General features: G+C 42.9%; 13 protein-coding genes. 8 read left to right on the top strand and 5 right to left on the bottom strand.

Features of this window, described 5'->3' with window-relative positions; all coding sequences use genetic code 11:
* Nucleotides 1–20 precede the first annotated feature (20 nt).
* The 4 genes from GPK58_RS04420 to GPK58_RS04405 are packed head-to-tail and all read right to left on the bottom strand — an operon-like array spanning nt 21 to nt 3,936.
* Nucleotides 21–884, bottom strand: coding sequence for a TylF/MycF/NovP-related O-methyltransferase (locus GPK58_RS04420; RefSeq protein ID WP_215638271.1), 864 nt, complete (start codon nt 882–884; stop codon nt 21–23).
* Complete coding sequence (locus GPK58_RS04415) at nt 881–1,906, bottom strand: XdhC family protein (protein WP_021650131.1); 1,026 nt, start codon at nt 1,904–1,906, stop codon at nt 881–883. Before GPK58_RS04415 ends, GPK58_RS04420 begins: the two co-directional genes overlap by 4 nt.
* Nucleotides 1,907–1,937: 31 nt before the next feature.
* The gene (locus GPK58_RS04410) at nt 1,938–3,011 is read right to left on the bottom strand and encodes a histidine phosphatase family protein (RefSeq protein WP_021650130.1); all 1,074 of its coding nucleotides are present in this window, start codon (nt 3,009–3,011) and stop codon (nt 1,938–1,940) included.
* Nucleotides 3,004–3,936: an NTP transferase domain-containing protein gene (locus tag GPK58_RS04405; protein WP_021650129.1), complete on the bottom strand. Its 933-nt coding sequence runs from the start codon at nt 3,934–3,936 to the stop codon at nt 3,004–3,006. The genes GPK58_RS04410 and GPK58_RS04405 overlap by 8 nt, the downstream gene beginning before the upstream one ends.
* A gap of 209 nt (nt 3,937–4,145) precedes the next feature.
* Here GPK58_RS04405 and GPK58_RS04400 point away from each other — a divergent pair, with 209 nt between their 5' ends.
* The 8 genes from GPK58_RS04400 (at nt 4,146) to GPK58_RS04365 (ending at nt 13,312) form a co-directional block, all read left to right on the top strand.
* The gene (locus GPK58_RS04400) at nt 4,146–4,406 is read left to right on the top strand and encodes a hypothetical protein (protein WP_015526497.1); all 261 of its coding nucleotides are present in this window, start codon (nt 4,146–4,148) and stop codon (nt 4,404–4,406) included.
* Nucleotides 4,407–4,442: 36 nt separating this feature from the next.
* Nucleotides 4,443–7,205, top strand: a complete 2,763-nt coding sequence (locus tag GPK58_RS04395; protein ID WP_015526496.1) for a molybdopterin-dependent aldehyde oxidoreductase — start codon at nt 4,443–4,445, stop codon at nt 7,203–7,205.
* Nucleotides 7,206–7,306: 101 nt separating this feature from the next.
* Nucleotides 7,307–9,601, top strand: coding sequence for a pyridine nucleotide-disulfide oxidoreductase/dicluster-binding protein (locus GPK58_RS04390; RefSeq protein WP_092071073.1), 2,295 nt, complete (start codon nt 7,307–7,309; stop codon nt 9,599–9,601).
* Complete coding sequence (locus GPK58_RS04385; RefSeq protein WP_005427475.1) at nt 9,601–9,822, top strand: DVU_1557 family redox protein; 222 nt, start codon at nt 9,601–9,603, stop codon at nt 9,820–9,822. Before GPK58_RS04390 ends, GPK58_RS04385 begins: the two co-directional genes overlap by 1 nt.
* Entirely contained in the window at nt 9,823–10,356 is a 534-nt protein-coding gene (locus tag GPK58_RS04380; RefSeq protein WP_092071070.1) for a class I SAM-dependent methyltransferase, read from the top strand.
* A gap of 3 nt (nt 10,357–10,359) precedes the next feature.
* Nucleotides 10,360–10,794: a DVU_1555 family C-GCAxxG-C-C protein gene (locus GPK58_RS04375; protein ID WP_021650124.1), complete on the top strand. Its 435-nt coding sequence runs from the start codon at nt 10,360–10,362 to the stop codon at nt 10,792–10,794.
* Nucleotides 10,791–12,116 carry a radical SAM (seleno)protein TrsS gene (gene trsS, locus GPK58_RS04370; RefSeq protein WP_215638270.1) on the top strand — a complete coding sequence of 442 codons (1,326 nt, stop codon included), beginning with the start codon at nt 10,791–10,793 and terminating at the stop codon, nt 12,114–12,116. Before GPK58_RS04375 ends, trsS begins: the two co-directional genes overlap by 4 nt.
* A gap of 20 nt (nt 12,117–12,136) precedes the next feature.
* Nucleotides 12,137–13,312, top strand: a complete 1,176-nt coding sequence (locus GPK58_RS04365) for a DVU_1553 family AMP-dependent CoA ligase (RefSeq protein ID WP_015526491.1) — start codon at nt 12,137–12,139, stop codon at nt 13,310–13,312.
* Between the two features lie 33 nt (nt 13,313–13,345).
* On the opposite strand, the gene GPK58_RS04360 is transcribed toward GPK58_RS04365, so the two are convergent.
* Nucleotides 13,346–14,077: a DUF5714 domain-containing protein gene (locus GPK58_RS04360; RefSeq protein ID WP_059086549.1), complete on the bottom strand. Its 732-nt coding sequence runs from the start codon at nt 14,075–14,077 to the stop codon at nt 13,346–13,348.
* Nucleotides 14,078–14,387 lie beyond the last annotated feature (310 nt).

The raw sequence follows: 14,387 nt of genomic DNA, 5'->3' as shown, positions 1-14,387 counted from the left end.
GAAAGGCTTCCAATTAGGTTTTAAATGATTTTTCGGATAATAGCACTTCCATGCAGATCGCATACAGGATCTGCAAACAGGTGGTGTTTCAGGCAGAATTCGTCTACAGCTTTGTTACATCCGGAAAACTGGGTACTGTATACGTCATGGATCAGGAGAACTCCGCCGATAGACAGACGTTCATAAAATAGAGGTAATGCAGCAGCAGTTGGAGCATAGAGATCTGCATCTAATGATACAAAACAGAAAGTTTCATCGGTAATATCGGAAAAAGTATCCGGAAACCATCCTTTATGGATGATCACATGTGATGGATCAGGCATGATGCGAAGAACAGAATCTACATCTGTAGAAGAAAAGTCACCTGTTTTAGCGCGAGACAGATGCCTGGAGGTTTCTACGGCAATATCTTTTTCTGAAAAGCCTTTAAAAGTATCAAAAAGATGTATTTTTCGATCTGGAAAGGCTGTACTGATCAGGCAAGAAAAATCACCCTGGAAAACACCAAATTCTGCCACATCTCCAGGGATATTTTGTTGATGCATCTGTTCGGCTAAAAGGCGCATAACCGCAACCCGTGCATCGAACATGCGAAGTGCAGAAGGATCACAAAATGAACCGTGATAGCCCAAGTGCTCCATCTGCTGCATCATAGAACCACGCCGCTCTTCATCCAATACACCAAGAATAATCAGATCAGGAAGAAGAGCAGCGGCCTTTGATGGAGAACAGATTGGGATATTACCAATAAATTGTCCATGTTTGCGCGGATCATTATCGGCAAAGCACATGATCTGATAGGAATTTCCAAGAAGTCGGGCAGTCATCTGCCCAATTTGTCCGGCACCGAATATAATAGTTTTGTAGACATGTTTTGTCATCATTTCATAGCAGCCTTTCTTTCAGCTCGAACCTGAATCATTTGTCCTGTGATAGATATTGCGATTTCAGCAGGTGTTTCTGCTTTAATATTAAGTCCCACAGGCGTGATAATACGGTCTAATTCTCGCTCATCGATTCCATACTCTTCTACGAGACGATGAAATACACCAGCTCTTTTGGCGAGACTTCCAATGACGCCGATATAGCATGCAGGTGTGGCAAGAAGTTGTGCCTGCACAATCGTATCATAGGCATGACCTCGTGTCATGACACAGCAATAATCAGCATCTGTGATAGAAATGCTCTGATCCAGATGATCAAAATCGCAAAGGATTGTCTCCGCTGCATCCGGGAAAAGAGCAGGATCTGTAAATTCCGGACGGTCATCCAGAACGATGCAGTGAAAGTCAACACTTGCAAGTATTGGTACCAGCTTTTGTGAAACATGCCCGCCTCCAAATACATAGACAGTTCCGGATGTACCGATTTGTTCTGTAAACAGGTCACAGGTTTCATTGCGATGACGGCATGGTCTTGCAGATAAGGAAGATAAGATGGAAGAAGGAACATCAGCATTTCCAGTCAATCCATAGGATGCACTGTAAAGACTCATACCGGATGTAGCATGAAGATCACAGATCAGCCAGAAATCTTTTCGTTCTTTATATAATGTTTCAGCAGTTACTGCAAGTTCCATAATAATAGGGTCATTATGGTCCAGATACTGGAAAAATACGGTAACATCACCACCACAAATCATACCGATATTCTCAACATCTTTGCGATTCAACCGGAATTCATGTTCACAGGATTCTTTCTTTTCAAGAATATCAAGTGCCATAAGCTCTGCACGATGTTCGACAGAACCTCCGCCTATGGTTCCGGCAACTCGGCCTTTTTTTCCAACCAACATACGGGAACCGGCACCTCTTGGCGTTGATCCTGAGGAAGCAACGATGGATGCAAGCACAAGGTCGTTTTCTTTTTGAAATTCTTGTTGTATGATCTGAAATAAAGTTCTCATATATAAAACACCTCCTGTAATTTTCTATAAGTCATATCGTCATGTGACAGATGGTCTGTATCATATTTTGCAGATCAAGAGCCTGTTTAAGCTGTCGTTCATGAGATTTCAAAGCTTCGGGACTGTTACACTTACACAGACTGTCCGCAAATCGTTTTTCGATGGTTACACGTTCGGTTTCCTGAATCAGTTTATCTGATAAAAAGACGATAGCCGCTTCATTCAGAAGTGTCTTCTGTAAACCATGATGTTGTGAAATAATCTGACTGATTTCAGTATAGCCTAATTGTAAGAAAAGATCACCACCTGTTTTGGTGTGATGTTTTTGAAGTCTGGCAATATCGTGAAGGAGTGCTCCGGAGCGAATCAGTTTTTTATTAAAAAAGTAACCATGAGATTCCAGCAGATCGCAGAAATGGCAAGCCAATTCAGTCACTGCATCACTGTGCGCTTGTACATGATGAGGAAGAGACACCGAATCGCGAAGCATCCGGCATAGTTCGTCATGCAAGTCAGGATGAGGCAGCAGGTAAGTCGAATCAGATAAGGCAACATGATCGTTATCGTCTGCGTTCAGATGATAATAGGAACCACATGGAAGACGAAAATACTGTCTGGCATGCTGTTTTGAATCAAGCAAATACAGATAAGAAGAAATTACATCTGTATGAGAAACAATCGCAATATCACCCTCAGAAGAACGAAGAATCTCATAAATTGCTTGCGAAAAACGCATGCCAGATGCGAAAGGAGTTTCTGCTCCTGGAATCGGGTAATCAGGATTCATTCCACGTGCTTCATATATGTCCGGCCATCTTTTGCGTATCTCATCAAATGAAAGACCATCCCATTCTCCCAGATTTCGTTCTGTTAAATCTGAGATAGTGATATGTGGAAGATCAGGTGTGATATGTGCAGCCGTTTCCATAGCTCTTGATAAAGGACTGCAGTAAACAGCAGTTATTTTATCATCCAGTTCTCCGTGAAGAAGGACTGACTGCAGATGTCCAAGCATAGATAAAGAAAAATCAGTCTGACCGATACAGTAAGAATGTTCATCTGGATATTGTGGTTTTCCGTGTCGAATAAGATAAAGATTACGCATTGAAAAATCCTCTGAAACACTTTTCAAATATTGCTTCGGAACAGGTACGTGTTTCCTCTGAAAAACGGGCATATCGCTTCAAAAATTCTTCTCCGTATGGTGTCAGCTCACTGTGACTGCCCTTTACACCGCCCTGACTTCGAATAATCAGCGGTTCATGAAGCTGAGATTCTAATGTATGGATCAGATTCCAGCTGGTGGAGTAGGAAATGTGCATGCGTTCGCAGGCATCACGAACAGATCCTGTTTCATGAATCAGTGTAAGCAGCGAATAAAGCTGTTCATCAAAGAAGACCTTTTCCCGTGCCAGCTGAATCTGAATCTCTGAACGGATCAGACTTTGATTGTGTGCACGAAGAAGTTCTACATAATCCTCTGGTGTATCCGCATCATGAATGATTCCAGGATCTTCTACATTTAAACAATACATGGGAGTTCCACAATGTTCTACAGCACCCTTCAGACCAGTGTTTCCATCATTGCTTAAAATGGACTCAATTAATGAGGAACGAATCAGGATCGGATGACCTGGAGTTCCGTTACAGACCGGAGTGACAAGAGGCTGTCCAAGAGAAAGCATTTGTGTAACGGTATGTGCTGTGAATAGTGGAACATCTACAGGTGTAAAGAGTACCGTATCCACTTTGTCTTTTAAATATTCCAGTCCAATCCTGACAGAATCAAACATATGAGTAGTTTCATAGTCCTCATTTCGAAGAAAAATAACATGATTGGAAGCAAGGTGGCGTTCCAGAGCATCCGCATTGTATCCGGTTACCACCACTATTTTAGAGATTCCGGCCTGCCGGAAGTTATTAATCACACGCTGCGCGATGGAAATGGATCCAAGCTGAAGCATGGGCTTGAAGTCTCCCATTCGTGACGATTTCCCTGCAGCTACGATGAGAGCACCTGTCTGCATCATAGATACCTCCTAAAAATAACATTGTACAAATTTGATATTATTATAGCATGAAAAGTGGGAATAAATAGTAAAATTTTTCGACAAAGTAATAAAACAATATAAAAAAGAACAAAAAATAGCCAACTAATAATTATTTACAATTTGTAAAACTGTACAAAATTATGATAACATGAAATTATACAAAATAATGTAAACAGGAGAACGTTTCCATGGATAAGATTTTTGAAATTACCGCAAAAGAAGTTACGATACAGGTAAAAGATGAGCGCACAGGAGAGCAATACAGTCGGACACTTCCGATTGATTATTATGAGAATGCGAATGTTTTAAAACTCAGCGGTGAGAATCTGGACGGAAGCAGTTCTTCCATTGTTTTCTATTCTGTCAGAGGAATGGAAAGACTTAAAGATCTGACGGGTAAGGGAGCCGATCATGATCCATGTGGAACACATAAGTCAGAAGATTTGTAACATCGGAACGTGTATTTTTTAAAGGAGGAATGAAACATGATTAAAAAGACATTGAAGATCAATGGTGTGGAGCGAATCCTTATTCTTGATAAGGATGAGACACTGGCTCAGGTACTTCGTGAGCATCTTCTTCTTACAGGATGTAAGATCGGTTGTGGAGAAGGTCATTGCGGAGCATGTAATGTTATTATGAACGGAAAAGTTACAAGATCCTGTATTTACAAGATGAGCCGTGTTCCGGACAATGCAGAGATCACAACAATCGAGGGTGTGGGAACAATTTCTGATATGCATCCGATACAGGTTGCATGGATGGCATATGGATGTGCACAGTGTGGTTTCTGTTCACCAGGTTTTATTATTTCAGCAAAGGTTCTTCTCGATAATAATCCGAGCCCTACCCGTGAAGAAGTGAGGGACTGGTTTAACAAGCAGCGTAATCTCTGTCGTTGTACAGGTTACAAGCCGCTTATCGATGCGACCATGGCGGCAGCAGCAGTTATGCGTGGCGAGATGACTAAAGAAGACCTCGTATTCAAGCAGACAGGTGATTCTATCGTCGGTACAAACTATATCCGTCCATCAGCAGCACAGAAGGTAACAGGTACCTGGGATTTCGGTGCAGATGATGCATTAAAGATGCCGGAGGGAACTCTTCGTCTTGCACTTACACAGGCCAAGGTTTCTCACGCAAATATTCTCAGTATCGATACAACAGAAGCAGAGAGTATGCCGGGAGTTGTTCGTGTTATTACAGCGAAGGACATTAAGGCAGCAGGCGGAACCAACAAGATCAATGGTCTTGTAATGCTTCCGAAACACAATAAGACAGACGGATTTGAGCGTCCTGTACTCTGCGACGAAAAGATCTTTCAGTTTGGTGATGCGATTGCGATCGTAGCTGCCGACACAGAAGAGCATGCACGTGCAGCAGCAGATGCAGTTAAGGTGGAGATCGAAGAACTTCCTGCATATATGAACGCAATGGATGCAATCGCACCGGATGCAGCAGAGATCCATCCTGGTACTCCAAACGCATTTTTTGAGACAAACTGTATCAAGGGACCGGACTTTGACTGGGACAGCATTCCGGATTCACAGCAGGTTGAGATCGAGTCCTACTGTTCACGCCAGCCTCATCTTCACCTTGAGCCGGACTGTGGCTATGGATATATTGATGAAGACGGTATGATAACAGTGCATTCCAAATCTATCGGTATACATCTTCATATGCCTATGATCGCAGATGGTATCGGTGTACCAATGGAAAACTTAAGACTTGTTCAGAACCATGCAGGCGGAACATTTGGTTACAAGTTCTCACCGACAAATGAGGCTCTGATTGGTGCAGCTGTTAAGATTCTGGAACGTCCGGTATCGCTGGTATTTAATCAGTTCCAGAACATTACTTATACAGGAAAGAGATCTCCTGCATTTATGAATATTAAGCTTGCAGCAGATGAAAATGGTAAACTCTTAGCACTTTGGGGTAACAACTATGTAGATCACGGTCCATATTCAGAATTTGGCGATCTGCTTACCATGAGACTTTCTCAGTTTACAGGCGCAGGTTATGGAATTAATTCTATTCGTAATAAATCAACAACCGTATTTACAAACCATGCATGGGGCTCCGCATTCCGTGCTTATGGTTCACCACAGTCTTATATGGGATCTGAGATTGCGATTGACGTGCTGGCAGCTAAGATGGGAATCGATCCGTTTGATATCCGTGAAATGAACTGCTATAAAGAATCAGAGGGCACTACCATCCCGACAGGTTATCCACCGGAGGTATATTGTGAGGAAGATTTGTTTAAGAAAGCACGTCCATTGTATGAAGCGGCGAAAAAACGTGTTGCCGAAAAGAATGCAGCTTCTGACGGAAAGATGAAATATGGTATCGGTGTATCTCTTGGAGTATACGGTTGTGGTCTTGATGGTGTTGATACATCAAATGCATTTGCAGAATTAAATCCGGATGGAACCGTTACGATGTATGCTGCATGGGAAGATCATGGACAGGGGGCTGATATGGGTGTTCTTGTATCATCTCATGAAACACTGCGTCAGGCAGGAATCAGACCGGAACAGATTAAACTGGTTATGAATGATACGAAGACATGTCCGAATGCAGGACCTGCAGGAGGATCACGCTCACAGGTTATGTCAGGTAATGCATGTCGTCTGGCTGCAGAAAATCTTGTAGCAGCAATGAAGAAAGAAGACGGAACATTCCGTACTTATGATGAGATGGTAGCAGAAGGGCTTGCAACAAAATATGAAGGTAACTGGGTAACTACATTCTGTGCAGATCATCCGATCGATCAGGATACCGCACAGGGCGATCCATTTGCAACTTATATGTATACTATCTTCCTGCCGGAAGTTGCTGTTAATACAGAAACAGGTAAAGTTACCGTTGAGAAATTTACTTGCGTAGCTGACGTAGGTACGATCATGAACAGACTTCTTGTAGAAGGTAATTTCTATGGTGGTCTTGTACAGGGTATCGGTCTTGCTCTTTCGGAAGATTTTGAAGATTTGAACCATGACACCACTTTGAAGAATTGTGGTATTCCATATCCAAAGGATGCTCCGGATGATATTGAACTTCACTTCAATGAAACATATCGTCCAAGTGGTCCTTACGGTGCGGCTGGTTGTGGTGAGGCTCCACTGGATGCTCCACATCCTGCAATCCTGAATGCAATCTTTAATGCGACAGGTGCACGTATTACACGTATCCCTGCCCGTCCGGAAAGGGTTCTTGCAGCATTAAAAGAACTTGAGAAATAAGCTTAATTCATAATGTGGTTGGAGTAAAAGCTGCCAACTGCGATATAATCAGGGGAGACGGGAAACTGCCTCCCCTTTACAGACGAAAGGAGTATCAGGTTATGACATACATACAGGAGAGGGGTTCTACTCACGTTTATCATGTAAATCGAATGTCAAAAGAAGAGATGGATCATATGATCAGTCTCTGCGTCCATGAACAGCCGGCCTACTGTGTTGCAGCCTGTCCTTTCAAAATGGATACAAAAGAGATGCTGTATTATGCTGCAAAAGGAAATTTTAAGAAAGCGTTGGCAATTTATGAGAAAATTACACCATTTCCAATGATTCTCTGTGATGGATGTACGGCACCTTGCGAAGATAATTGCAAGCTTTGTGAACTTGGTGATGGTGTCTCCATACGAGAAGTAGAACGTGCGATTGTCCGGTATGGAGAACCGGGAAGACGAAGCAGTGTATTTCGCATGAGAAAGAAGAAAAGGGCAGCAATCTTTGGTTCTGGATTATTTCCACTGTTTCTTGCAGGGGAACTGGAAAAGAAAATGTATCCTACGACAATTTATTGTAAGGAAGAAGATTATGAAAGCTATATTGCAGCGGCAGCCGGACATCTTTTGGAATCAGACCGCAGCAATGAAGCGAAACGTCTGAAATCTATGGATCTTTCTTTTGAATTTGGATGCAGTTTGAATCTTTCGTTTATCAGAGAAAAAATGGAACTGGCAGATGTGGTATGCGCATCAGAAGAAGTGGCAAAAATGTTAGCTCCGGAAGAAGCAGCAGATGTCGAGATTATGTTAAGAGAACAGGCAAAGATTGTCAGCGGACCTGCGGAATCTGTGATGGATGCGGCTTTTGCCGCAAAGCGGGCAGCTTTGACAGTGGATCTTCTGGTACAGAATTTATCGCCGCACAGCAACAGAGGTAGTGAAGGAGCAGTGACTACCAAGCTTTATACGAACATGGAAGGAATCCATGGATCGAATAAGATTTTCTGTGGTCAGGATGGGTATTCAAAAGAAGAAGCTGTAGAAGAAGCAAAACGATGTATTCAGTGTCATTGTGACGAATGCATGAAAGGCTGTGTGTATTTAAGTGAATATCAAAAACATCCGGGTTTATTAGCCCGTGAGATCTATAATAATACGCAGATTATCATGGGAGATCATCCGATGAACAAACCGATGAATGCCTGTGCCCTCTGTGGACAGTGTACGGTGATCTGTCCGAATGGATTTGATATGAGTCAGGTGTGTAAGTCAGCAAGAGAAAATATGGTATCCACAGATAAGATGCCGCTGGCGCCACATGAATTTGCACTGATGGACATGTTATTTTCAAATTCAGAGGCTTTTTTGAGCAGACTCCAGCCGGGATATGAAACTTGCAGATATGTATTTTTCCCGGGCTGTCAGGCAGGTGCGATAGCGCCGGATGTGGTTATACAGGCATACGAAGATTTAAGTAATCGGGTAGCTGGAGGCGTTGCTCTGATGCTGGGATGCTGTGGTGCAATCAGCGAATGGGCAGGCCGCTATGAAATGACAGAAAAAGTAAATGAGCAGCTGAAACAGGAACTGGCCAAGCTTGGTGATCCGATCATCATTGCAGGCTGTCCAAGCTGCATGAAGCAGCTAAAAGAAAGTATTGGAGCACATGTTATAGGAATCTGGGAAATTTTGAGAAAAATCGGACTTCCACAGCAGGCGAAAGGACTGGAGATACCGGTTGCCATACATGATGCCTGTGGTGCCAGAGGGGATGCACAGACACAAGATATGATACGACAACTTTTGTCGGATATGGGATGTATCGTTGAAGATACAGAATATTCCAGAGATTTGTCTCCATGTTGTGGATATGGAGGTCTGACGGCATATGCCAATAAAGATATGGCAGCGAAAATGACAGAAAAGTGTCTGGAACGTTCCGATGCACCATATATTACATACTGCATGGCATGCAGAGACCGATTTGCCAGAGAGGGAAGAGAATCCCGACATATACTTGAACTTCTGTATGGGGCAAATGCCAGCAATATGCCTGATATCAGTGAGAAACGCTACAACAGGCTCATATTGAAACAAACACTTTTAAAAAACATCTGGAATGAGGAATCGGTCATGGAGAAAAAAGACTATACTGTTGCCTATACAGAGGAGGCAATCCATATGATGGATGAGCGCATGATACTGAAAAGTGATGTGGAACGTGTGTTATCAGATTACAGAGAAAATCAGGAGGCAATCCTGGATGAAGAAACAAAAGAACTGGTGACAAGAAGCAGACTGGGAAATGTCACATTCTGGGTGCGGTTTGTGGAAACAGAAGACGGATATCTGGTACACAGAGCATACAGTCATCGAATGAATATTATGAAAAGGGTGGGACAGTAATGGCAGTAGAGAGAACATATTATACGATTGATCCGGAAGGAAAGCTGACCTGCATGAAATGTAAGGTTCCTCTTGTAAAAGGAAAAGCAAAATTTATGTATCTGGAAAATGGATTTCCTGTGGAAATGCCTGTCTGCCCAAAGTGTGGGTTTGTGTATGTTCCGGAAGAACTCGCACTTGGAAAAGTGCTCGCGGTGGAGCGTGCACTGGAGGATAAATAGATGAACAGGCATCCGGGAGGGGAAGCGCAGACGCTTCATCTTCTGGAGAACATAGAATGGAAAAAAGAAATGAAAGCACTGGATCTTGGAGCAGGAGAAGGAGACACGGTACGAATCCTGAAATCATTTGGGCTGGAAGCACATGGCGTGGATCTTTTCCCACGGGGCAGTGATGTGGAAATAGGCGATTTTCTGCATTTGCAGTATTCATCAGACAGTATAGATCTTTGCATCAGCCAGTGTGCATTTTTTGTCAGCAGAGATCAGAAAAATGCACTATCTGAATGTTGGCGTGTTTTGAAAAAGGGAGGATTTCTTTTATTATCAGATCTGGATACCGGAAATCTTTTGGAAATGGCAGAACAGACAGGGTTTACCATTCTCCGACAGGAGGATCAGACGTTACTTTGGCGGGAATATTATCTGGAAGCAATCTGGAATGATTCGTTCTGCTGCGACGAGTATAAGCTCCTGCAGAAAGAGTATAAAGGAAAGAAGCTGCGCTATACCATGTTGGTTGGCAGAAAGGAGTAGCACATGGATCTTTATGAAAGAATCATAGAACTTAGCAGTATGGGTTATCATTGCTCACAAATGGTTATGATTATGACACTGGAAGCCATAGGTGAGGAAAATCCACAGCTTGTAAAGGCTTTGGGAGGTCTTGGCGGCGGGATCGGTTATTGTGGAGATACCTGTGGCTGCCTGACAGGAGGAGCCTGTGCGATAGGTTTGTTCCTTGGCAATCTGGCTCCGCAGGAGAAAGAAGATATACAGATGAAACCGGCTGTGCAGGAATTATATCAGTGGTTCCATAAGAAGACCGAAGAAGAATTTGGTGCTTTTTATTGTAAGGATATCACTTCTAATTTGGATTGGGGAGTGATTATGGAGCAATGTCCTGCGCTGATTGCAGATACTTATACGAAAGTGATAGAAATACTGACAGAACGGGGAATATTGGAACTATGATTACGCTGGGTAAAACAAAAAGTGTATGCCCGATATGTATGAAAGTACTTACGGCTAAAAAATGTATCGGTGAAGATGGCATTTATCTGGTGAAAGAATGTGATATCCACGGAAAGTTTCAGACACTGATCTGGGAAGGAACGGCAGCAGAGTATCTTTCCTGGGGAAGAGAAAACCTGTCTGCGGAGACTCCGGTAAATCCCAAAATCAAAGAGAAATCCTGCCCGGATAATTGTGGACTCTGTGAGGAGCACGAAAGAAAAGGCTGTTGTATGATACTGGAAGTGACAAAGCGCTGCAATATGCACTGCCCGGTCTGCTTTGCTTCGGCAGGAGAATGTCTGGAAAACGGTGATCTTTCAATTGATGAAATAGAAAAGCAATATGATTTTCTGATGGATCATGGAGGACCATTCAATATTCAGCTCTCAGGTGGAGAACCAACCATGCGGGAGGATCTTCCGGAGATCATACATATGGGCAGAGAAAAAGGGTTTACATTTTTTCAATTGAATACCAATGGAATCCGTCTTGCGCAGGAAGCAGGATATGCCAGAAAACTAAAAAAAGCAGGACTGAATACAGTATTTCTTCAGTTTGACGGTGTCACAGATGATGTGTATCAGACATTGCGCGGACGCTCTATGATAGAACTGAAAGAAAAGGCTGTGTTAAACTGTTCGGAAGCGGAACTGGGAATTGCCCTGGTACCTGTCATTGCGCCAGGAGTAAATGACATGCAGGTTGGAGATATTCTGAAGTTTGCGATGGATCATATGCCATTTGTAAGAGGAGTACATTTCCAGCCGATCAGCTATTTTGGCAGATGTTCTCAGCAGCGTCCACAAGCTCCGATTACCGTACCAAAGATGTTGAAGCTGATCGAGGAACAGACTGACGGGCTTATGAAAAGCAAGGATTTCGCCGGTGGTGGAGCAGAGAATCCATACTGTTCTTTTCATGCAAGTTATCTGAAAAAAGGTGAGAGGGAACTGAAACTTTTGGAAAAGAAATCAGGCAGAGGATGTTGTTGTACTACCAGCGATAATTCCAGACAGTATGTGGAAAATCAGTGGAGCTATAGCACAAAAAAATTTGATGATGGAGAAATGACACAGACAGATGCGCTGGATGAATTCCTGATCCGGGTTCATAATGAAACTTTTGCAGTATCAGGGATGATTTTTCAGGATGCATGGAATCTGGATCTTGAACGTCTGAAAAGATGTTATATCTGCGAGGTGGATTCTGATTATGGAATGGTGCCGTTTTGTGCATATAATCTGACGAATTCGAAAGGAATATATTTATACAGAAAGTGAAACGATCGAATATAGATGCAATGATCTGTAAGCAGGAAGGTATTACAGAGATTACAAGAGATGAAATACACAGAATACAGCTGGAGAAATTAAATATTGTACTGAAGAGAGAGAAAGAACGAGAGGGTTTTTACCGAGATTTGCCGGAAAGACTGGAAAGCCTGATAGATTTGAGAAGCCTTCCTTTTACGACAGAAACAGATCTGGCACGAGATGGAGGCAGGATGCTGCTTTGCTCCCAGGGGGAAGTACAGAAAGTGATATCAGAACAGACAAGCGGAACTACCGGTGCCGGTAAACGTGTATTCTATACAGAGGGAGACTGTGAACACACCATAGAACTTTTTATGGCAGGTCTGGGTGAATTTATTTATCCTGGAAGTATAACGATGGTGGCTATGCCATTTTCAGGTCCTTTTGGATTAGGAGAACTGATCGCGGAGGCAATCAGACGTCTGGGAGCAAAACCTCTTTCAACCGGGACAGGAAGAACTTATGGCGAACTGAACAGGATTCTGGAAGAGGAGCAGCCGGATACGTATGTGGGAATGCCGACGGCATTGCTGTCCATGCTTCGAATGTGCGGAAAAGGCAGTATAAAAAGAGCACTGGTATCCGGAGATGCCTGTCCGAAAACTGTCATGAAAGCAATCGAAGAAATTCTGCAAACACGACTTTGGCCGCACTATGGTTCCAGAGAGATGGGGCTTGGAGGTGCCATTTGCTGCACGGCGCATGAGGGCATGCATATGCGGGAAAACCATTGTATTACAGAGATTATAGATGAGAACGGAAATGTGCTGCCGGACGGTAAATGGGGAGAACTGGTGATTACAACCATTGGAATGGAAGCACAGCCGTTGATTCGATATCGAACCGGTGACTGGTCAAGGATCATTCCAGGAAGATGCCTCTGTGGAAGTGAAATAAAACGCCTGGACTTTGTAAAGCGGATGGATCCATTGGGAAGTATCAGAGAGATGGATGAATTGCTGTTTGAGATTCCGGAACTGGTAGATTATTGTGTGAAAATTGTAGATGGAAAAAAGGAAATTACAGCGCTTTTTACATCGGACAATGGAGAAGAACGAATCAGGAGTGTTTTGGAAGAGAAGGATATTCGTTCATGGAACTGCAAAAAAGCAAAGTGGGAAGATGGGGCGCTGTATCCTGGCAAACGAGTTACAAGGCAGTGATTTCGTGGTATCATGGAATCACTGCCTTGCCTGTTATTCAGGATAGTATGGACAATCTTCCTGGATGCATTCGCGATTATCTTCGCAGTATTTACACGTTATAGAAGACAACGGAATGTTTACAGAACAAAACTGACTGTAAAAATGAACGGCTTCTTCGATGGCAATTCTGCTGGTACGTTTGCAGCAGCGAGGTCCACCAACATCTGCCAGTCTGGATAAAATAATGGAAACAAGTTTTTGAGGAAACGGCCATGCATCTTTGTGAAGTGGACTGGATCCAGTCATAACGGACATGAAAATACCGGCTCCGGCAGCAGCTCCACAGACACCCCAGTAACCACAGGTACCGCCCGGAACCTGCTTCGCTCTTTTACAGATTTCAGATAGTGCAGCATCGTAATCCATATGTTCTCCATTATTGCGAAACGCTGTCAGAAGAACACATGGGACAATTGCATGATGCTCCGGTCCATGCATATGTACAGATGGAAGATCCATAATTTTTTCCAGAAGAAGCAAAGCATCTTTTTCGGTACTGTCTCTGAGCGCTGCGATTACCGGAGCATATGTGCCATAGCTGTGACAGGCATCACAGATAAAGTGACTATTTTCACAGACCGCATTGGTTAATTGCTCTTTATGGCAGATACTACACGTCTGAATAGAGCTTTCAGCACGATACGTAATAGGAGCACCACAAATCAGACATCCGGAAAAATGTTCCGCTTCACCACAACAACAGGAATTATTCGTATGATCCATTTGATTCACCTCCGGAGAATTTATTTTAATAGTGTTAACGATGTAAAAAGTATAACATAAAATGAAAAAGTAATGATAAAGTATCTTGACAATCATGTTACTTTGGGTATATGATTTGATCCAATAAAGGGGAGTAACCTGCGCTTAACAAATTGCGTTTGTGATGTTGTCAGTACGGTGGAAGCATCCGGTATCATAAGGAAATGGTGAGACTTTTATTGCATTTTTTATTATGCAATGAAGGTCTTTTTTTTATATTTTTTTCAAAGAGGTCTTTCATTGCATAAGAAATTCAGGTAGTAAATACTTA

This window comes from Blautia sp. MCC270, assembly GCF_018785605.1.
Taxonomy (GTDB): domain Bacteria; phylum Bacillota; class Clostridia; order Lachnospirales; family Lachnospiraceae; genus Blautia_A; species Blautia_A fusiformis.
Note: the sequence above shows the minus strand (reverse complement) of the source record. Positions and strands in the feature narration are given on the sequence as shown.